General features: G+C 64.2%; 15 protein-coding genes. 4 read left to right on the plus strand and 11 right to left on the minus strand.

Annotated features, from left to right (window positions below; all coding sequences use genetic code 11):
* Positions 1-53: 53 nt before the first annotated feature.
* The 3 genes from AC07OO_RS10935 to AC07OO_RS10945 all read left to right on the plus strand — a co-directional run bounded on the left by AC07OO_RS10935 (position 54) and on the right by AC07OO_RS10945 (position 4172).
* Positions 54-1544, plus strand: coding sequence for a nucleobase:cation symporter-2 family protein (locus tag AC07OO_RS10935; RefSeq protein WP_495082135.1), 1491 nt, complete (start codon positions 54-56; stop codon positions 1542-1544).
* Between the two features lie 27 nt (positions 1545-1571).
* Positions 1572-2402 carry an urease accessory protein UreD gene (locus AC07OO_RS10940; protein WP_495082136.1) on the plus strand — a complete coding sequence of 277 codons (831 nt, stop codon included), beginning with the start codon at positions 1572-1574 and terminating at the stop codon, positions 2400-2402.
* Positions 2403-2486: 84 nt separating this feature from the next.
* Positions 2487-4172: a response regulator gene (locus AC07OO_RS10945; protein ID WP_495082137.1), complete on the plus strand. Its 1686-nt coding sequence runs from the start codon at positions 2487-2489 to the stop codon at positions 4170-4172.
* On the opposite strand, the gene urtE is transcribed toward AC07OO_RS10945, so the two are convergent.
* The 6 genes from urtE to AC07OO_RS10975 form a co-directional block, all read right to left on the minus strand.
* Positions 4169-4861 (minus strand): urea ABC transporter ATP-binding subunit UrtE, encoded by a 693-nt coding sequence (urtE, locus tag AC07OO_RS10950; protein ID WP_495082138.1) that lies wholly within the window; start codon positions 4859-4861, stop codon positions 4169-4171. The genes AC07OO_RS10945 and urtE overlap by 4 nt on opposite strands.
* A gap of 2 nt (positions 4862-4863) precedes the next feature.
* Positions 4864-5745 carry an urea ABC transporter ATP-binding protein UrtD gene (urtD, locus tag AC07OO_RS10955; RefSeq protein WP_495082139.1) on the minus strand — a complete coding sequence of 294 codons (882 nt, stop codon included), beginning with the start codon at positions 5743-5745 and terminating at the stop codon, positions 4864-4866.
* On the minus strand, positions 5742-6848 hold the full coding sequence (gene urtC, locus AC07OO_RS10960) for an urea ABC transporter permease subunit UrtC (RefSeq protein WP_495082140.1): 1107 nt from the start codon (positions 6846-6848) through the stop codon (positions 5742-5744). The genes urtD and urtC overlap by 4 nt, the downstream gene beginning before the upstream one ends.
* Positions 6845-8425: an urea ABC transporter permease subunit UrtB gene (gene urtB, locus AC07OO_RS10965; RefSeq protein ID WP_495082141.1), complete on the minus strand. Its 1581-nt coding sequence runs from the start codon at positions 8423-8425 to the stop codon at positions 6845-6847. Before urtB ends, urtC begins: the two co-directional genes overlap by 4 nt.
* A gap of 98 nt (positions 8426-8523) precedes the next feature.
* Positions 8524-9798, minus strand: a complete 1275-nt coding sequence (gene urtA / locus AC07OO_RS10970) for an urea ABC transporter substrate-binding protein (RefSeq protein ID WP_495082142.1) — start codon at positions 9796-9798, stop codon at positions 8524-8526.
* Between the two features lie 203 nt (positions 9799-10001).
* The gene (locus tag AC07OO_RS10975) at positions 10002-13358 is read right to left on the minus strand and encodes an EAL domain-containing protein (protein ID WP_495082143.1); all 3357 of its coding nucleotides are present in this window, start codon (positions 13356-13358) and stop codon (positions 10002-10004) included.
* Between the two features lie 228 nt (positions 13359-13586).
* On the opposite strand from AC07OO_RS10975, the gene AC07OO_RS10980 reads away from it, so the two are divergent.
* Entirely contained in the window at positions 13587-14084 is a 498-nt protein-coding gene (locus AC07OO_RS10980; protein ID WP_495082144.1) for a hypothetical protein, read from the plus strand.
* A gap of 15 nt (positions 14085-14099) precedes the next feature.
* Here the strand turns inward: AC07OO_RS10980 and AC07OO_RS10985 are convergent, their stop codons facing one another.
* The 5 genes from AC07OO_RS10985 to AC07OO_RS11005 form a co-directional block, all read right to left on the minus strand.
* On the minus strand, positions 14100-14921 hold the full coding sequence (locus tag AC07OO_RS10985; RefSeq protein ID WP_495082145.1) for a hypothetical protein: 822 nt from the start codon (positions 14919-14921) through the stop codon (positions 14100-14102).
* A gap of 34 nt (positions 14922-14955) precedes the next feature.
* Positions 14956-18867, minus strand: coding sequence for a PEP/pyruvate-binding domain-containing protein (locus AC07OO_RS10990; protein WP_495082146.1), 3912 nt, complete (start codon positions 18865-18867; stop codon positions 14956-14958).
* Between the two features lie 23 nt (positions 18868-18890).
* Positions 18891-19022 carry an SDR family NAD(P)-dependent oxidoreductase gene (locus tag AC07OO_RS10995; protein ID WP_495082147.1) on the minus strand — a complete coding sequence of 44 codons (132 nt, stop codon included), beginning with the start codon at positions 19020-19022 and terminating at the stop codon, positions 18891-18893.
* A 127-nt stretch (positions 19023-19149) separates the two neighbouring features.
* Positions 19150-19617 carry a GNAT family N-acetyltransferase gene (locus AC07OO_RS11000; protein ID WP_495082148.1) on the minus strand — a complete coding sequence of 156 codons (468 nt, stop codon included), beginning with the start codon at positions 19615-19617 and terminating at the stop codon, positions 19150-19152.
* Complete coding sequence (locus AC07OO_RS11005; RefSeq protein ID WP_495082149.1) at positions 19614-20255, minus strand: FMN-binding negative transcriptional regulator; 642 nt, start codon at positions 20253-20255, stop codon at positions 19614-19616. The genes AC07OO_RS11000 and AC07OO_RS11005 overlap by 4 nt, the downstream gene beginning before the upstream one ends.
* Between the last annotated feature and the right edge of the window lie 19 nt (positions 20256-20274).

Below are 20274 nucleotides of genomic sequence, written 5' to 3' on the forward strand. Positions count from 1 at the left end.
AGTCCGCAGCCGCGAAGCGGCAAGCTCTGTCCCCAACACTTTAGGACAGCCTGATGACCACTCCCCCTGTGCACCCGGTTGACGAACGCCTGCCCACCGGCAAACTCGCCGCGCTGGGTCTGCAGCATGTGCTGGTCATGTACGCCGGTGCCATCGCCGTGCCGTTGATCGTGGGCCGTGCGCTCAAGCTCAGCCCCGAGCAGGTGGCCATGCTGATCTCGGCTGACCTGTTCTGCTGCGGCCTGGTCACGCTGATCCAGTCGCTGGGCGCCACGCAGTGGTTTGGTATCAAGCTGCCCGTCATGATGGGTGTGACCTTTGCATCCGTCGCGCCCATGGTGGCCATGGCCAATGCGACGCCCGGTGCGGCCGGCGCACAGCTGATCTTTGGCTCCATCATCGGCTCCGGCATCGTGGCCATCCTGATTGCGCCGGTGGTCAGCCGCATGCTGCGCTTCTTTCCACCGGTGGTCACGGGCACCATCATCACGGTCATCGGCGTCAGCTTGATGCGCATTGGCATCAACTGGATTTTTGGCAACCCCGTGGGGCCTACCGCACCCAGCATCGTCAACCCCGAGCATGCCAAGTGGCTGGCCGATGCAACAGCGGCCGCCAGTGCCGCGGGCTCCGCCTTGCCAGCGCCACCCAAGGGCCTGGCCCTGGTGGGCAGCGTGCCCAACCCCAAGTACGCGGACCTGGGCGGCGTGGGTGTGGCGGCCCTGGTGCTGGTATCCATCCTGCTGATTGCCAAATATGCAAAAGGTTTTGTGGCCAATATCTCGGTGCTGCTGGGCATTGTGATCGGCGCCGTGGTAGCCAGCGCCATGGGCTTGATGACTTTTGACAAGGTGGCCAACGCGGCCTGGTTTGGCGTGGTGCTGCCCTTGCAGTTTGGCATGCCGACTTTCGACCCGGTGCTGATACTGACCATGTCGCTGGTCATGGTGGTCGTCATGATCGAGTCCACCGGCATGTTCCTCGCGCTGGGCGACATGACCGGCAAGACCGTCACGCAGCCCGACCTGGCGCGCGGCCTGCGCACCGACGGCCTGGGCACGCTGATCGGTGGGCTGTTCAATACCTTCCCCTACACCAGCTTCTCGCAAAACGTGGGCCTGGTCGCACTGACCGGTGTGCGCAGCCGCTTTGTCTGCGTAGTCGGCGGGGTGATCCTCATCGTACTGGGCTTGCTGCCCAAGATGGCGGCGCTGGTGGAATCGCTGCCCACCGTGGTGCTGGGCGGTGCGGGCCTGGTGATGTTTGGCATGGTGGCCGCCACCGGCATCCGCATCCTGGCGGGGGTGGACTTCAAGACCAACCGCTTCAACGCACTGGTGCTGGCCATTTCGCTGGGCATTGGCATGATCCCGCTGATTGCGCCCAACTTCAAACAGTGGATGCCACACGGCATCCACCCGCTGATCGAATCGGGTATTCTGCTGGCATCCATCAGCGCTGTGCTGCTGAATCTGTTTTTCAACGGCGCGGGTGCCAATGCCAGCGATGCCATCGCGGCAGCCAAGCAGGCCGACGCACACTAAGCCCCCCTCTTCAGATTTCACTCCCATATGCCATGGCACGCCCAGCTGCAGCTGGACTACACCCTTGAAGCCGGCCGCACCGTGGCCCGCCACAGCCACAGCGGGCCGCTGCGCATCCTGCAAAGCCTGTACCCCGAGGGCGACAGCGTCTGCCACAACGTGCTGGTGCACCCGCCGGGCGGCCTGGTCGGTGGCGACACGCTGGACATCCGGGTACACGCCCAGGCCGGAAGCCATGCGCTGATCACCACACCGGGCGCCAGCCGCTTCTACCGTTCGGACGGCCCGACGGCCTTGCAACAAACCCATTTGCGGGTGGACGCCGACGCGCGGCTGGAATGGCTGCCGCTGGAAGCCATTTGCTACAGCGCCTGTCTGGCCGAAAACCGGCTGACGATGGAACTGGCACCCGGCGCCGAGTTGATGGGCTGGGACGTCACCGCGCTGGGCCTGCCCCATGCCAATCAGCCATTCGTGTCCGGCCACCTGCGCCAGCACCTGGAGGTGCCCGGCGTCTGGCTGGAGCGTGGCACCCTGGACGCGGGTGACCTGCGCCTGATGGACAGCCCGGTGGGGCTTGCGGGGCACAAATGCCTGGCCACATGCTTCTTCATCGCTGGCCAGCCGCTGAGCCGCGCGCGGCGGGAGCATGCCCTGGACAGCGCCCGCACCCTGCTCGCTCAGCATGCGCTAGCCGCCACAGCCGGCGCCACCAGCCCACACCCACAGGTGCTGGTCGTGCGCATGCTGGCACCCGTCGTGGAGCCCGCCATGGCGCTGCTGCGGGTTCTGCGCAACACCTGGCGCCAGGAGCTCTGGGAAATATCGCCGTCCAGCCCTCGCATTTGGGCCATGTAGTGCTATCATTTTCATAACAAGGTGCATCGGCTCGCGTGGCCAGGGTGCACACCACAATGATTTGGAGCACACTGTGCCAATCTGATGGCCATACTGGAAGACGATTTTTCGGCTTGCTCTGCCCTCGTGGTGGACGGGAATCCAACGTCCCGCTCCATTCTGGTTTCGCAGTTGCGCGACTTTGGCGTGGGCACCATCGTCCAAGCGGCACGTGCTGTGGATGCACGCCGCCAGCTTGAATTCCGCGCCTTCGATTTTGTGCTGTGCGAATTGCATTTCGCCAATGAATCCAGTTCTGGCCAAGACCTGCTGGACGACCTGCGGCGCAACCAGTTGCTGCCCTTCTCGACCATTTTCATCATGATCACCGGCGAGGCCACCTACGCCAAGGTGGCCGAGGCGGCCGAATCGGCGCTGGACGGCTACCTGCTCAAGCCCCACAAGGCCACCCACCTGGGCGAGCGGCTGCGCCAGGCCCGCGTACGCAAGGTGTCGCTGCAAGGCATTTTTACCGCGATCGAGAAGGAAGATTTTGAAGAGGCCGCACGCCTGTGCATGGAGCGCTTTGAGACCAAGGGCAAGTTCTGGCTGTACGCCGCCCGCGTAGGCGCCGAGCTCTTGTTGCGCGTGGGCCGCCCCGGCGATGCGCAAAAGCTCTACCAGGCCGTGGTGGCCGCCAAGACCCTGCCCTGGGCCAAGCTAGGCGTGGCACGCGCGCAATTGGACGCAGGCCAGATCACCCAGGCCACCAGCACACTGGAGAACCTGATCAGCGCCGACCCCAATTACGGTGATGCCTACGACGTCATGGGCCGCGCCCAGTTCGAGCTGGGCAAGTTCGACAAGGCCTTGGAGACCTACAAGATGGCTTCCACGCTGACACCCGCCTCCATCAGCCGCCTGCAAAACCTGGCGATGATGACCTATTACGCCGGCGACCATGTGGAGGCCGAGAAGTTATTGGACCGCACGGCCCGCATGGGTCTGGAATCGAAGATGTTCGATTGCCAGAGCCTGGTGCTGCTGGCGTTCACCCGTCTGGAAAACGGCGACCGCAAGGGCCTGCAGCGCTGCCACGACGACTTCAACCGCCTGCTGGAACGCATGCCCGACAGCCCCCGGGTGAAGCGCCTGTCCGAGATCGTGGTGGCGCTGAACCTGATCCAACAGCACCAGTTCGCCCAGTCGGTAGAAGCCGTGCGCGGCTTGGCCAAGACCCTCAGCAACAGCGAGTTTGACTTTGAATCGGCCAGCAATGTGCTGGCCCTGATCTCGCAATTGGCCAGCAAGGCCATACAGCTGGACGAGGTGGAGTCCATGGTCGACACCATAGGCCTGCGGTTTTGCAGCAACCGTTCGCAGACCGAGTTGCTGGCCGCCTGCGCCCTGGCCCACCCGCCGTTCGCCGAACGCATGCGGGCCTGCCAGACCAAGGTGCTGGAAATGGCAGAAACGGCGATGTCCTTGAGCATGTCCGGCAACCCGACCGCCGCCGTCAAGAACTTGATCCTGCATGGCCGCGATACGCTGAACGCGCGCCTGATCGACAACGCCCACCAATTGCTGCTCAAACACACGGGCAAGATACCCAACGCCGCAGAGTTGTCGGTTGACCTGCAGGAGCTGCGGGCCAAGTACGGGCTGCAGAACGTCAAGGCCTCGCTGGGTGAGCAGAAGCGACAGGCCGGCGGGCTGGTGCTGCGAACGGGTGCTGCGGGCCCCAACAAAGGTGCTGATCGGTTGACGGTTCCACCCAATCAGGTCGCTTAGATCGCCACCAGCTTGCGCACGCCGTTGGCTTCCATGTCCTTGCCCAAGCCACTGGCCACGACTGCGCCGCGCTCCATCACGACATACTGATCCGCCAGTTCCTGCGCAAAGTCGTAGTACTGCTCCACCAGCAAGATAGCCATATCGCCGCGGTCTGCCAGCATGCGGATCACGCGGCCGATGTCCTTGATGATGCTGGGCTGAATGCCTTCGGTAGGTTCATCCAGGATCAACACGCGCGGCTTGGCGGCTAACGCGCGGGCAATCGCCAGTTGCTGCTGCTGCCCACCCGACAGATCACCCCCGCGGCGGCCCAGCATCTGCTTCAGCACAGGGAACAGTTCGTACAGCTCGGGCGGTATGGGCGTGCTAGCACTTTTGTAGGCCAGGCCCATGCGCAGGTTTTCCTCTACCGTCAGGCGGCCAAAGATTTCGCGGCCTTGGGGCACGAAACCGATGCCGGTGCGGGCGCGCTCGTAGGGTGTGGCCTTGTGGATGGACTTGCCGTCCAGTTCGATGGAGCCAGTCTTGATGGGGACCAAGCCCATCAGCGATTTAAGCAGCGTGGTTTTGCCCACGCCGTTGCGGCCCAGGATGACGGTGACTTTGCCGAGTTGGGCTTCCAGGCTGACATCGCGCAGGATGTGGGAGCCGCCGTAGTATTGGTTGATGTTTTTGGCAACTAACATTTTCAACGGCCTAAATAGACTTCGATCACCCGCTCATCACTTTGAACCTGGTCCAGCGTCCCTTGCGCCAACACCGACCCATCACACAGCACCGTCACGATGTCGCTGATGGTCCGGATGAAGCCCATGTCATGCTCCACCACCATCAACGAATGCTTGCCCTTCAGGGACAGAAACAGTTCGGCGGTGCGCTCGGTCTCCTCATCCGTCATGCCTGCCACCGGTTCATCCAACAACAGCAACTTGGGGTCCTGCATCAGCAACATGCCAATCTCCAACCACTGCTTCTGCCCATGACTCAGATTGCCGGCCTGCCGCCCCACGCTATCCGCCAAATGGATGGTGTGCAACACCTCGGCCAAGCGGTCACCCTGGGCTGAATCCAGCCGGAAGAACATGGATGACTTGACGCCCTTGTTGGTGTGCAGCGCCAACTCCAGGTTTTCGAACACCGTCAATTGCTCAAACACCGTAGGCTTCTGGAACTTGCGCCCAATGCCCAGTTGCGCAATCTCGGGCTCGGTGTAGCGCAGCAGATCTATCGTGCTGCCAAAGAACACCGTGCCACTGTCCGGCCGCGTCTTGCCGGTGATGATGTCCATCATCGTGGTCTTGCCCGCACCATTGGGGCCAATGATGCAGCGCAACTCGCCGGGAGCGATATCCAGCGACAAACCGTTGATGGCCTTGAAGCCGTCGAAGCTGACGTGGACATCCTCCAGATACAAAATGCGGCCATGGGCAATGTCCACCTCTCCCTGGGTCACCACGCGTGAGAAGCCAGCCTTGCGCCCACCTGATTCAGTTTGTCCCTTGCGTGCGGCCAGCGCCGCCCTATGGGCCTCTACGCGCTTGGCACCTTGTTCCAATAGATCGGGAGTCATCCTCTACCCCCTTTCAACTTCTTAACCAGTCCCACAACGCCATCGGGCAGGTATAGCGTGACGCCTATGAACAGCGCACCCAAAAAGTACAACCAGAACTCCGGGTAGGCCACCGTCAACCAGCTCTTGGCGCCATTCACGATAAAGGCGCCGACGATGGGGCCGATCAGCGTGGCGCGCCCGCCCACCGCCGCCCATATCGCAATCTCGATCGAATTGGCGGGACTCATTTCACTGGGGTTGATGATGCCCACCTGCGGCACATACAAGGCCCCCGCCACGCCGCACATCATGGCCGATACCGTCCAAATGGTGAGCTTGTAGCCAATGGGGTTGTAGCCGCTGAACATGACACGCGTCTCGGCATCGCGCACCGCCTGCAGCACGCGGCCAAACTTGGAATTGACGAACCAGCGGCCCAGCAGAAAGAACAGCAACAGCGTCACAGATGTCATCACAAACAGCGTCATGCGCATGCTGGGTGTGGCAATCGGAATACTCAAGATGCGTTTGAAGTCGGTGAATCCGTTGTTGCCGCCAAAGCCGGTCTCGTTGCGAAAGAACAGCAACATCGCGGCGAATGTCATGGCCTGCGTGATGATGGAAAAGTACACGCCCTTGATGCGCGAGCGGAACGCAAAATATCCAAACACAAAGGCCACAATGCCCGGCACGGCCACCACCAGGAACAGCGTGGCGACAAAGCTGTCGCTGAAGGTCCAGTGCCAGGGCAGAGCCTTCCAGTCCAGGAACACCATGAAGTCCGGCAGATTGCTTTTGTAGTTGCCGTCGGTGCCGATCTGGCGCATCAAATACATGCCCATGGCATAGCCGCCCAACGCGAAGAACAGACCATGGCCCAGGCTCAAAATGCCGGTGTAACCCCAGATCAAATCCATGGCCAAGGCGCAGATCGCGTAGCACATGATTTTGGCCACTAGCGCCACGGCAAAGTCGCTGAGGTGGAAGATGCTGCTCGCAGGCACAGCCAGGTTCAGCACGGGCACCAGCGCGCACAGCACGATGAGGGCTACCAGCCAGGCACCCCAGCCGGTGCGGGTCAGCAGCGGTGCCTGGGAGGGAAGTGTCAGCGTGGTGCTCATGCTTCGGCACTCCGCCCTTTCATCGCGAAGATGCCCTGTGGGCGCTTCTGGATGAAGATGATGATGAAAACCAGCACAGCAATCTTGGCCAACACCGCACCGGTCCAGCCCTCCAAGAACTTATTCAAGATGCCCAGCCCCAGTGCGGCGTAGACCGTGCCGGCCAATTGGCCCACACCACCCAGCACCACCACCATGAAGGAATCCACGATATAGCCCTGGCCCAGGTCCGGCCCCACATTACCCACCTGGCTCAGCGCACAACCCGCCAAGCCTGCAATACCGGAACCCAGCGCAAACGCATAGGTGTCGATGCGGGCGGTGTTGACGCCCATGCAACTGGCAATGGGCCGGTTCTGCGTGACGCCGCGCACAAACAGGCCCAGCCGCGTCTTGCTGATCAGAAAGGCCACACCACCCAGCACCGCCAGTGCGAAGCCGACGATGACCAGGCGGTTGTAGGGCAGAGACAAATTTCCCAGCACCTGCACACCACCGCTCATCCAGCTCGGATTTTCCACACCCACGTTTTGCGCGCCAAAGATGCTGCGCACTAGCTGCATCAACATCAGACTGATACCCCAGGTGGCCAGCAAGGTCTCCAGGGGGCGGCCATACAAGAAGCGGATCACGCTGCGCTCCAGCGCAGCCCCCACCAGCGCGGACGCCATGAAGGCCACTGGCACCGAGGCCAGCAGATACAAGTCAAATGCGCCGGGAAAATATTTCTGGAACACGCCCTGCACCACGTAGGTGGCATAGGCGCCAATCATCATCAACTCGCCGTGAGCCATGTTGATGACACCCATCAGACCGTAGGTGATGGCCAGGCCCAGCGCCACTAGCAGCAGGATAGAGCCCAGGCTGACGCCGCTAAAAATGGCGCCCAGCCGGTCGCCCCAGGCCAGGCGGGACTCCACCTTGCCCAGGCTCAGCTGCAACGCGCTTTTGACCTGGGCATCCGTCTCGGCTTGCGCGCGTTCTATCAGCAGGGTCTTGGTAGCAGCCTGCGCGCTATCAGCGAGCAACCGGGCTGCCTCCAGGCGCTTGGCCTTGTCTTCGCTGCCCAGCAGGGCGGCAGCACGCAACAAACCCAACTGTTCCTTGATATCGGCAACAGACTCCTGCGCAAAGGCCTTGTCAATCAGCGACAGCTTGCTTTCATCCACGTCGCCCTGCAAGGTCTTGACCGCTTCGCGGCGTGTGGCCACGTCGCCCGACAGCAACTTGAAAGCGGCCAGCGCCGTGTCCAGTTCGCCGCGCATGCGGTTGTTGTTCATGACATCTTCCGCTGTGTCTGGCAAAGCGCTTTGAGCGCCGCTCACGGGGTCGACGGCCTTGTCGTCCTTCACGATGACGGGCTTGCCCGCCACAAGCTTGACCGCATCGTCCGACAAGGCTTGTATGAAGACCTGGGTCTTTTCGTCAGCACCGTCCACAGCGGCGCGCAAGGCCGCAATGCGGTCTTCACCCTCGCCCACCGCCAAGGCCTGCGCCTGCTGCGGCGTGAGTGCGTGCGCGCTGGCTGCCAGGCACAGAACGGCTGTGCACAGCAACTGGTGTAAATGTGTTGGCATGCGCCACGATCCCCATCAAATTGAAGAAAGCCGCCATTGCCCCGAATGCAATGGCGGCCAGGCCCCTGCCTGTTTAGACCTTGCTGTCCCTGTCTGGCTTACTTGGTGACGGGCTCATCCGGCTTCTTGTCGTTGCCTTCAATGAACGGAGACCATGGCTTGGCTTTCACAGGGCCCGGTGTCTTCCACACCACGTTGAACTGGCCGTCGGCCTTGACTTCGCCAATGAACACCGACTTGTGCAAATGGTGGTTCTTCTCATCCATCTTGCTCATGATCCCGCTGGGCGCTTTGAAGGTCTGACCGGCCATGGCGGCGATGACCTTGTCGGTATCGGTGGACTTGGCTTTTTCAACCGCCTGTTTCCACATGTTGATGCCGATGTAGGTTGCTTCCATCGGGTCATTCGTCAGCGGCTTGTCGGAGCCGGGCAGCTTCTTGGCCTTGGCGTAGTCGGACCACTTCTTGATGAAGGCCGTGTTGTCGGGGTTCTTGATCGACATGAAGTAGTTCCATGCCGCCAGGTGGCCCACCAGAGGCTTGGTGTCCACACCGCGCAGCTCTTCTTCACCCACCGAGAAGGCCACCACAGGCACGTCCTTGGCCTTGAGGCCGGCATTGCCCAGTTCCTTGTAGAACGGCACGTTGGAATCGCCATTGATCGTGGATACCACGGCGGTCTTGCCGCCGGCGGCGAACTTCTTCACGTCGGCCACGATGGTCTGGTAATCGGAGTGGCCGAACGGAGTGTATTTTTCGTCAATGTCGCTCTCTTTCACGCCCTTGCTCTTCAGGTAGGCGCGCAGGATCTTGTTCGTGGTGCGGGGGTACACATAGTCGGTCCCCAGCAGCACCCAGCGCTTGGCGCCGCCGCCCTCTTTGCTCATCAAGTAGTCCACAGCGGGAATGGCCTGCTGGTTGGGCGCGGCACCGGTATAGAACACGTTCTTGGACAGTTCTTCACCTTCGTACTGCACGGGGTAGAACAGCAGGCCGTTCATTTCTTCCACCACCGGCAGCACCGATTTGCGCGACACCGAGGTCCAGCAGCCGAAGATGACGGCAACCTTGTCCTGGCCCAACAACTGCTTGGTCTTTTCGGCAAACAACGGCCAGTTGGACGCGGGGTCCACCACCACGGGTTCCAGCTTCTTGCCCAGCACGCCACCCTTGGCGTTGATCTCGTCAATGGCCATCAGCACGGTGTCTTTCAACACGGTTTCCGAGATGGCCATGGTGCCGGACAAGCTGTGCAAGATGCCGACCTTGATGGTGTCGGCCGCATAGGCGGGCAAGGCCGTCAGTGTGGACAGCGCGACGGCAGCGGTCAGCGCCTTGAGCGCAAAGCGCCTGGGATTGGCTTGGTATTGCATGGGTAACCTTCCGAAGTGAATAAGGGGAGAAAACCGACTTCGCCGCGCCTGGCTTGCAGGCTCCAACAACGCCCATGCGCAACGATGGTTTGACTGTAGGGAAGGACGCACCAAGGCGAAATACGCCGAGTGGCGTATGGGGCGAGAGCGGGCTGCTCGCTGCTGGCTGGCTGGCAGGCAGCGTGGGCGCTGCCAGGGGGCTACTAGCCAGTCTGCTCCATAGTGCTGGGCGGTTTGTACTGTGCTAGCCAATCGGGCAATTGCTCGGCCGGCATGGGCCTGGCGATCCAGTAGCCCTGGGCCAGGTCACATCCCAGGGCAGCAAGCTGGTCCCAATGGTCCTGGGTTTCCACGCCTTCGGCCACGGCCTTGCGGCCCAGGTCGTGCACCAGGTCGATCGTGGAGCGCACGATGGCCAGCGATGATTTGTTGACCGTCATGTCCCGCACAAAGGACTGGTCGATCTTGATGTAGTCCACCGGCAGCTTTTGCAGATAGGTCAGCGATGAATAGCCGGTGCCGAAATCGTCGATGGACAGTGGAATGCCTTCTTCGCGCAGGCGGTGCAGCACGTTGAGTGCATATTCGGCATCGTCCATCACCGTGCTTTCGGTCAGCTCCAGTTCCAGCAGACCTGCGGCCGTGCCCCAGGTGGACTTGAGCGTGCGGATCTTGTCGACCAGCTTCTCGTCGCGCAGGTTGCGCGCAGACAAGTTCACGGCGATGGGCAATGCACAGGCCTGGAGTTCCCAGGCCTGGTTCAGCCGCAGAGCGGTTTCGATCACCCATTCGGTCAGTGGCCGTATCAGGCCGGTGTGCTCGGCCAGGCCGATGAATTCCACCGGCGGGATCAGGCCGCGCTCCGGATGCTTCCAGCGCACCAGGCCTTCCACGCCACACACGGCGCCACTGCGCATTTCCACTTTGGGCTGCAAGTACAGCTGCAATTGGCCCCCGTCGATGGCGCGGCGCAACTCGCCGACGGCATTGAGGCGGTGGGTCTGGCCCCGACTGCGCCCCGGGTCGTAGACATAGTGGCTCAGCCCCTTCTTCTTGGCCAGGTTCAGCGCGCTGTCCATGTGGCGGAACAGGTCGTGCGGCGTCTCGCCGTGGTCCGGATATAGGGCCATGCCAATGGTCGCCGACACATCCATCGCAATGTCAGCCAGCGGAAAAGGCTGGGCCAGCATACCTTCCACGCGCTTGGCCAGGTCCAGCGCGCCGTCGACGCGGCTGTCGGGCAGCAGGATCGCAAACTCGTCACCGCGCAGGCGAGCCACCACGGCAGGCGTGGGGGCTGCAATACAGAGGCGGTTGCCGAACTCACGCAGCAACTGGTCGCCATGGCTGAAGCCCATGATGTCATTGATCTCGTTGAGCCGACCCACATTGGTCTGCAACACCGAGAAGGGTTTGCCGGACGCAATGGCCGCAGTCAGGAACTCTGTGAACTGCGTTTCGTTGGGCAAACCGGTCAGCAGGTCGTAGTGGGTCAGGCGGTGCATGGCCGCCTGGAATTCCTGCCGCTGCTGCCGTGCCCGCAGTGTCGCGATACCGAAAGCCAGATCATCTGCCATCTCGGCCAGCAGGGACTCTTCGTCCGCGCCCAGCGCATGGGGGTCCTGCGCGTAGATGGTCAGGGCGCCAATGGTTTCGTCGCCCAGGCGCAGCGGGCACGCGATGCCCGAGGCAATGCCTACCAGAAACTGCCGCCGGTCCGCGTAGTGCGGGTCGTTCAGCATGTCACGCGCCACATGGGTTTGCCCTGTGCGGATGGCACTGGCCAGCATGCCCTGGCCGCCCACCCCTTCTGCCCAACTGGCTTTCAGCTGGTACAGGGCCGCCAGACCGTCCGCCGGCCCCACTCCCGCCATGGGACGTACGGATTTGTTGGCATCCTTGCTGCGGTACCAGACGACGGCCACGGCATAGCCACCGGTCTCGACAATGGTGCGGCACATGCTCTCCAGCAGCTCCATTTCATCGGTGGCGCGCAGCATGGTGCGGTTGCCAGCGCTGAGGGTGCGCAGAATGCGGCTGGTGCGCTCCAGGTCGCGCACATGGCGCTCCAACGTGCCATTGAGCGCCTGCACGCGCTGCTCTGTGGCCTTGCGCTCGGTGATGTCGGAGCCCATGACGTAGTAGCCCACCACACGTTCGTTGGCATCGAACTTGGGCAGGTAGTTGATGGCCTGCCACACGCCGGGAAAAGGTTCCCAGTCGTAACTTTGCGCCTGGCCGGCCAATGCGCGCGTAATCAAAGGCTCCGCTATCGCATAGCGCTCCTCACCCAGAATCTCCCGCACGCTGCGGCCGCGTATGTCGTCCAGCTCGGGCGCGAAGCGCTCGCTGTACTGGGTATTGACGTACACATAGTGCCGTGTGGTATCCACATAGGCGATCAAGGCCGGCACACTGTTGATGACACTGCGCAGGTGCTCAGCGTTTTCCACCATCCGCGCGGTGCGCTCCTGCACGCGCTGCTCCAGCAGGCGATTCTGGTCGCGGGCCAACTGCTGCAACTGGTGGGCGACCGATACGTCGCGAAATACCAGCACCACACCGCGCACCTCACCGCTGGCGTCGCGTATGGGCGCGGCGCTGTCGGAGATGGGGAGTTCACTGCCATCGCGCGCGATCAGCATGGTGTGGTTGGCCAGATCCTGCACCTCGCCGGTTTCCAAGGCCTTGGACACCGGCACCTCGGCCGGCTCGCGGGTGTACTCATTGACGATGTCGAAAACCTTTTCCACCGATTGACCCTCGGCCTGCGCCTGGGTCCAACCCGTCAGTCGCTCAGCCACCGGATTCATGCGCGTGATGCGGCCCTGCGTGTCGGTAGCCAGCACGGCATCGCCAATGGAGTACAACGTTGTGGCCAGGCTCTCTTCGCTCTCCACCAGGGCTTGGCGACTGGCCTCGGCCATGCGCACCTGACGGCGGATCAGCGCGTAGCTGACGAGCAGCACCCCAAACAACAGCAGCGAAACCGCCGAGCCGATGCACAGCACGGTAAAGCGCGTACGGGCCTGCTCGGCGATGCGCAGCTCGAGCAGGCGCCGCTCTTCCTGGTCCATCTCGGCAAGCAAGCGGTTGGTCAGGTCCCGGGTGGCCTGCAGGGGCGCCTTGGCGGCAAAAGCAGAGGCGGCCTCCTGCCCCTGGGTCTTGCGCAGGACCTCGACCTGGCGGGATATGGCCAGCCGCTCGTCGACGACGGCGCGCACCCGCTCCCATTGGGCTTGCTGCTGGGGGTTGTCCGACGTCAGGCTGCGAATCTGGAAAAGCAGGGCCTCGCGCCGAGCCACCGCGTTGTCGCGCTCCACCAGGCGTGCGGGGTCACCCGTGATACGGAAACCCTGGGTGCTGAATTCGATCTGCAGCGTCTCCGCGCGGACCTCGCCCACGCGGCCCAACACTTCATGGGTATGGGCCACCATGCGTGTGGCCTCGTCGGCATTGCCCGCCAGCATCCAGGTTGCACTGGCCAGTGCCGCCACGACCAGCGCCGCCGCCCCATAGGCCAACAATACCTTGCGCTCGAATCGGGAACCGCCACTCACCACAGAATTTCCTCCCTGGCTCTTACCGTTGTCCGCAGATGCTGGAGCACCCGAGATCCCTGGCCATGGTCGTACTGTGCACGCTGGCTGGGCTGGTACTGCGCGTGTTTACAAGAAATTGCATTTCAACATGGTTTTGACACTGTAATCCAGCCACCCTGGTTTACCCTTGATATCTGCCTGTTTGCCCCCACCATGGATTGGGCATTGCCACACGGCGCAGCCACCATGCCCGCACCACGTGCGCGCACCGGCTTTTCGGAGGAAGAAAAAGACATGCAAGCCCGCCAACATCCCCACCTGCCTGCGGCAAGCACCACGGCCACCCTGGACGGCACCGCCACAGAGGCCACGATTGCCAACCTGGTAGGCCAGGTATATGCCATAGCGCCCCCCGCCGAACGCCGGCGTCTGCTGGAACACCTGCTCAAACCCCTGGGCGTTCTGTCCGTGGTAGCGGTGGCCAACGGCATCTTTGCCAATATCCGGCTTCGCAGCGCCTGGTCCGACCTGCAGGTACGCGTCGAAGATGCGCAAACGGTCCAACCCGGTGATGTCATCACCCTGGTGAACTATGTGCAGCAGGTCAGCCTCCACGCCGTCGATGGACTGGCCGATATGCTGGCCGCCTCTCCAGTGCTGACCGGCTCGGCCGCTGCCGCCCTGTTGATCACGCTGCTGGTGCAGCGCGCGCGCAAACGCCGCGCCGAAGACCGCCTGGAATAAGGCCACCGCCCAAGCTCAGGGCTTGGCGGTGCCTGCACCCCACTGCGCACGCAGCAGCTTGAGCGCCTGGGGCAGCGTATGGGCCGAAGGCACAAAATGGTCCAGCGTGGCCCCCAACGTGACCGCACAAACCAGGGCACCGGCCAATGGCTTCCAGGTCAGGCGCACTGCGGTTGACATCCAGCCCGCACGCTCCACCCGCACGGTGGCACGGGCAGCCGCGTAGGAGAAGGCAAGCTCCACCGCCACTGCCAGCAACACCTCCCAGCCAAAGTACAGCAGCGCCAGGGCCCCTGCGCCAAAAATAAGCGCACAAGCCATCAGGAAGACGGCCACGACCGGCACCACGACGATGGCCGCTTCGTCGCTGGCCGCGGCCACCTCTATGGCACCGCCCGCCAGATCGGCTACGCCACCGCCATCCGGCAGGTCCACGGAAAAGTCCGCCGAAGCGCCGCCACCACCAAAGTCGCCACCGCCGCCGCTATGCAGCGGGGGCAGGCCTGCCCCATCACCCGACGAGCCCGAGCCCGGCCAGCCGCCCGACAAATCCGGCATATCGCCATGGCCGCGCCCCAGCAAAGCCGCCGCCCACATGCGCAATACCAGCAGATACACAAGGTAGCCCGCGCCCAGCGAAACCAGGTAGCGCAGCGCCATCGACGACGACAGGCCCAACTGCACCTGCAGCGCCGACACCCCCCAGGTCACACCGAGGGTGATCGCCCCTATCCACAGGCCGTGCAACCACAGCATGCGCCGCTGGCGCAGATCGCGCACCACGCGCAGCTCCCACATCCGAACGGAACGCCAATTGGAAAAAGTGGTGTTGGTCATCTGGTGTTCGTCAAAATTGCAAACATCAACCGGTTCAACCGGGCTGTTGCAGCCGCAGGCTGCCATCCACACCCAAGGTCACGACATCGCCCGTGCGCAGCAGCTGCGTGGCCCGTGCCACGCCGAACGTGGCGGGCAGGTCTTTCTCCCGCGCCAGGATAGCCAGATGGGCCAGCCAACCGCCAACCTCGGTCACCAGACCTGCCGCGCGGTCAAAGGCGCCCAGCCACACCGGGTCGGCCAGAGCAACGACGGCAATCTCACCGGCGCGCAGATGCACCAGGTCATCGGCATGGCGCAGCACCCGCACCGGGGCGGTGACGGTGCTCCGGCCGGACACGCGCAACCCTTGAAGCGTGTCGGGCGTTGCCGCGCCAGCCGCAGCCTGCGGCACAAAGGCTGTGGTCCAGTCCGTGCGGCGCTCCAGCTCGCGCACCGACAGGCTGGAGCCCACCACCACATGGGCAAAGGCCTGTACCTGGGCGCGGCGGTGCCGGGCGCGCTGGCGTAGTCCGTCCGCGGCCGGCCCCAGCATGGCGGGCAGTTCCGACCACTCCAGGTAGAACACCAGGCCATCGCCAGCCAGGCGCTGGTCCAGCACCAGCAGCAGGCGCCTCAGCTGGGCCCATTCACGCAGCAGGGCGTGCTTGGCCTCTTCCTTGAGCCGGGCGAAACGCTGGGCCCGCTGCACGCTGGAGTCCAACAGCTTGCGGCCGGTGCCGGGCGACGGCGCTGCGGACAGCGTTGCGGCCGGAGCCACGATGGGCGCCGTGCCGAAGTGCTGCTGCAACAACGCCGGGTCTTCGCCATAGCGCGGCTCGCTCAGCTCCCAATCGTGCACAGCCCGGTGGCCGTGTGTGGCCAGAGTGGGCGCAGCAGCATGCGTGGCGTGTCCGCTGGCATCGGATGCCAATAGCGCCAGCGACAGCCCCTGTGCCGCCAGCGCCTTGGCGCTGGCCTGGACATAGAACTCGGCCGCAATATTGATGACGTCGGCCTCCACATAGTGGACCTCGACAAACTGGCGCACCCAGGTTTGCAGCGTAGCCATCAACTCGGCATCGGACAGGGCCTGCAAGTCCATGACTTCGCGCCAGCGCATGGCCTCCTGGTGGCCAGGCAGAAAGTCCTCACAAAAACGGGCTTCGATGGCTGCCGCGCTGCGCGACAAGTAGAACGACGCCAGCATGCCCATGGGCGGAACCTGGGCCTGGGCTTGCAGCACATAGGTCTGGCCAAAGGCGCTTTGCACGGCCGCCGGTGCGTGCGGCCCGCTGTGTTGGCCAGGCTCCCAACGCAGACCCAGGCGCTCAAACGCGCGGTCGATGGATCCGCCGTCGCCCCGCAGGCGCTGCACCAGCGACAGGCTCAGGGGCGTGGGCCGGGGCAGGTCGGCCGTCATATCGGTCTGCAGCAATGCCGGTGCGTCGGGGCCCAGGCCATGGTCGCCGGCCAGCAGTTGCAGCAGGCGGGCACGCTCCGCCTCGATCACCCCATGGGCATCCCACGCCGCTCCGGGCTCGGGCAGCGGCGCAGACACGATGTCGCGCGCCTGCAGAATCCAGAAGCGGCCTTGGGCATAGGCCCACTCGATGTCCTGCGGGCGGCCAAACAAGCGCTCTATGGTCTGTGCCAAGGCGACCAGGGGCGCCATGTCCACGGGGCACGGCATAGCCGTATCCAGCGGCAGGCCCGAGACCCGCCCCACGCGTAGCGCGCCGGGCGTGGCGCGGCCGCTGGCCAGTGCCTCACCCAGACCGGCCACCCATTCGATCAGCATGGCGCCAGCGTTGCCGGGGTCGCAGGTGAACAGCACGCCAGCGTACTCGGCCTGCACCATGGTCTGCACGATGACGCCGCCCTGGTGGGCACCATTCGCCCCCGCCGCGGCCCGGTAAGAAGCCCGCACGCGCTGCATCGCGGCGGGCACGTCGGACAGCGACACCTGCAATTCGCTGCGGAAGATACCCGCCATGCTCTGCGTCGCCGAGTCTTCTGCAATGCCGGAGCTGCGCACCGCGTAACGGGCCTGACTATCCAGCCCCAGCGCGTCCAACTCGGCCGCGACCTGCGCATCGGTGGGTTCGCTGTCATGAGCGGGCCAGGCCCAACCCGGCGGCACCGGCAGACCGGCCAGGCGCATCTGGCCCTGGCGCAGGGCCTTGTTGCCCACCGCCGTGGCCTCGGTGCAATGCTCCAGGGCGCGCGCCACACAGGACCGGTCGCGCGTCCGCAGCGCACGCGCCGTCCACCACACCCGCAGTTGGGCCGCGCGCTCGTGCCAGGGCCGCTGCTGCAGCCACAGCAGGGCCATGGAGGCCAGCAGGTACAGGCTGATGGCGGCAGACAGGCCCCAACTCAGCCACAGCATCAACAAGCCGGCCACCCCTGCCAGCGCGCCCTTCAGTGCTGGCCGCATCGTGCTGCCCACCAGCAGGCGCAGCGTCAATGCGCTGGCCATGGCGGCGATGGCCAGGGCCAAGACCTGCAAGGGGTCGGGCTCGCGCAGCAGCTCCAGCCACAAGAAGGATTCGTCGCTCCACTGCGCGGCCGCGCGCACGGCTGCAAAGCAGATCAGAAACACGCCCATTTGCAGCAGGCTGACCGCCAGGTTGCGCCACGGCGTAAGCCCATGCTGGCGGCGCAATTGCAAGACGGCACGCTGCAGGCGAAAGGCATCGTCCGCATAGTGGCTGCGCAGCCGCGCGGTCTGGTCGGCGATCGCCTGCAGCGCCAGCCGGTCGCGCTGTGCCTTGGCCGCCAAGGGCGCCAGTGGCAAGCGTGTCAGCAGCAGCAACACCAGCATGGTGGGCACCAGGCCGCCCAGGTGTGCGCCACCCCAGGCCAGGCCGCGCGCCAGCGGCTCCACCGCCTTGTCGATGGCGGTGGACAGCACGCGCTGCACGCGTGGCCAGGTGCCACCAGCGGCAATCTGCGGGGGCACCGGGTACTCCTGCGGCACGGTGTAGCGGCCGCGGAAATCCCGGCCCAATCGCGTCAGCTTCAGGCCCAGCACGCGGGCATGGAAGCAGCTGCGGTTGTCGTAGCAGGCGGCTACCAGCGGCTCGGGTGGCAGGTGGGCCAGCGCCTCGGCCAGCGGGTCGGAGGCCATGCCGCGCATCGGTAGGTTGATTGCATCGGGCAGGTGGCCGCGCGCGAATTCGTCTGGGCTGCGCACATCGACAAACCGCGCCTGGTCTTGGTGGACCAGCTCACCCACTTCAGGGGTGTCCAGGTAGACCGTGTCGCGGGCATAGCGCGGCAGCGGCGTGAAGCGTGGCCGCCAGGCGCCGTAGCTGGGTGTGGAAAGGGGGCGGTCCTCACGCACCCACTGCGGGTAGCCGCCCTCCAGCACCTGGCAGGGCAGGCCCCTGCGTGCGCGCTGCTCACAGACCTCGCCGCTGCGCTTGCCGGAGTCACACACAAAGACCACGGGCACTCCATCGCTCGGTGGATTGCGCGCGCCCAGCAGCAGATCGGCATAGCGCATATTGACGGCGCCGGGTATGTGGGTGACTTCGAATTCCTCGGGCTCCCGCACGTCGACAATGTGCAAGGGCTCGGCACGGGCCATGCGGGCCGCCAACTCGGAACCGGCCACCAGGGGCGCGGCGATGGGGCGGTCCCAATCGGCGGGCTTGCGCCACAGATTCGTCTCCAGCCGCCGGCTGTCGGCTCCTACATGGCGGGCGTACTGCCAAACATTGAGCAGTATGGCCAGCACCGCCACCACCCCAAATACCAGTTGCCAGCGGCCGGCGTGCGCCTGGGCAGCACCCCCCTGGCGCTGCCACCGCAACCAGGCCGCACCCGACGCTGCGGTCAGCAAACCCGCAATCTGGGCGGCTGATGCCAGGGCATTGATGACCAGATCAGGCGAGGGAATGGCATAGGCCGGCGCCGCAAGGGCCAGCAGGGGGAATAGCAACAGCAGTTTCAAGCGCATGCGCGCAAGTATCGACGGAGAACTCAGCTGCGGCGCTCTTGGGCCAGTGCCTTGGCGCCGCGCGCCTGCAGGCCCTTGGCCAAGGCCAAGCCTATGCCCGAGGCCGCACCGGTAACCAGCGCACTTTTGTTGGACCACCACGATACTGCCGCCATTGCACGCTCCTGCCAAGAGGGTCACCGGACACTCGGTTGGGGCAGTATATAGGCAGCGTTACTACTATATTGATAGCAAACATGGTAGATTACACGAGGGCTAGAGGCACTATTTTCTTAGGGCACTTCAGCCCAGGGCATAGTCGTAGCGGATAAATCCATGGTGTTTGGCGACCCGGTCGTACAGGCCCCGGGCACGTGCATTGGTGGTGTGGGTCAGCCAGTACAGCTTGGGGGCGCCACAGGCCTTGGCCACCTGGGCCACCTGCTCGATCAGCGCCTGGGCCAGGCCATGGCCACGCGCTGCCTCGTCGACAAACAGGTCTTGCAGGTAGCAGACATCGGCCGTCCAGACGCTGGGCTGGAAGAGGTAGTGCGTGATGCCCAGCAACCGCCCATCGACCCGCGCGGCAAAGCCGTGGATGCCATCACCACTCATCAAGCGTGCCCAGGTGCGCTCGTAGGTGGCTGCGGGGAACTCCCGTTCGTAAAAGCGGTTGTAACCCTCGGCCAGGCGCTGCCAGGCGGCGTAGTCCGAGGGCTTCAGCGTGTTGACGGTGATGGCCGCCTGTTGCGTTGAAATTTGCGCTGTCATGCCTTGATCCTTTGTTGTACCAGTGCGGCCATCTGCGCGGCCGCTTCGCCGCTCTGGCCTGCCAGGCCGGCGGCCACGCCCTGCTGGTCGGCTGCCGGGCGGTTCTGGCTGACCTTCCACTTGCCGACCCAACGCTGCACCGGTATCTCGATGCCTACGATGACGCGCAGCAGCTTGGTGATGAAGTCGGCCGGCGCGTCGGACACCTGCCAGGGCAACGCCTGGCCGGCCTCGTGCGTCTGGGTCAGCCGGGTGACCACATCGAGCACGCGTTCGGCATCCTCAAAGGCCTGGGGTACGCCGTGGGCGTGCACAGTTGCGTAGTTCCACGTCGGCACGGCCATGCCGTTGGCATGTTTGCTGGGGTACCAGTTGGGCGACACATAGGCTTGCGCACCGGTGAACACGGCAACCGATGGCGCACCCGCGGCCAGCGCCTGCCACACCGGGTTGGCGCGGGCCACATGGCCGACCAGCGTGCCGTGTTCGCCACGGTCGGCGTCCAGCAGCATGGGAATGTGGTTGACCAGCAGCTCGCCCTCGTGCTGCACCACCCAGGTGGCCAGCGGGTTGGCGCGTACCAGGGCGTGCAGCGTAGTGGTGTCGGTTTCGGCGAAGTGTGGGGGCAAATAGGTCATCGTCGTTGGGGCCTCGGTG

This window comes from Rhodoferax sp. GW821-FHT07G04, from assembly GCF_059418585.1.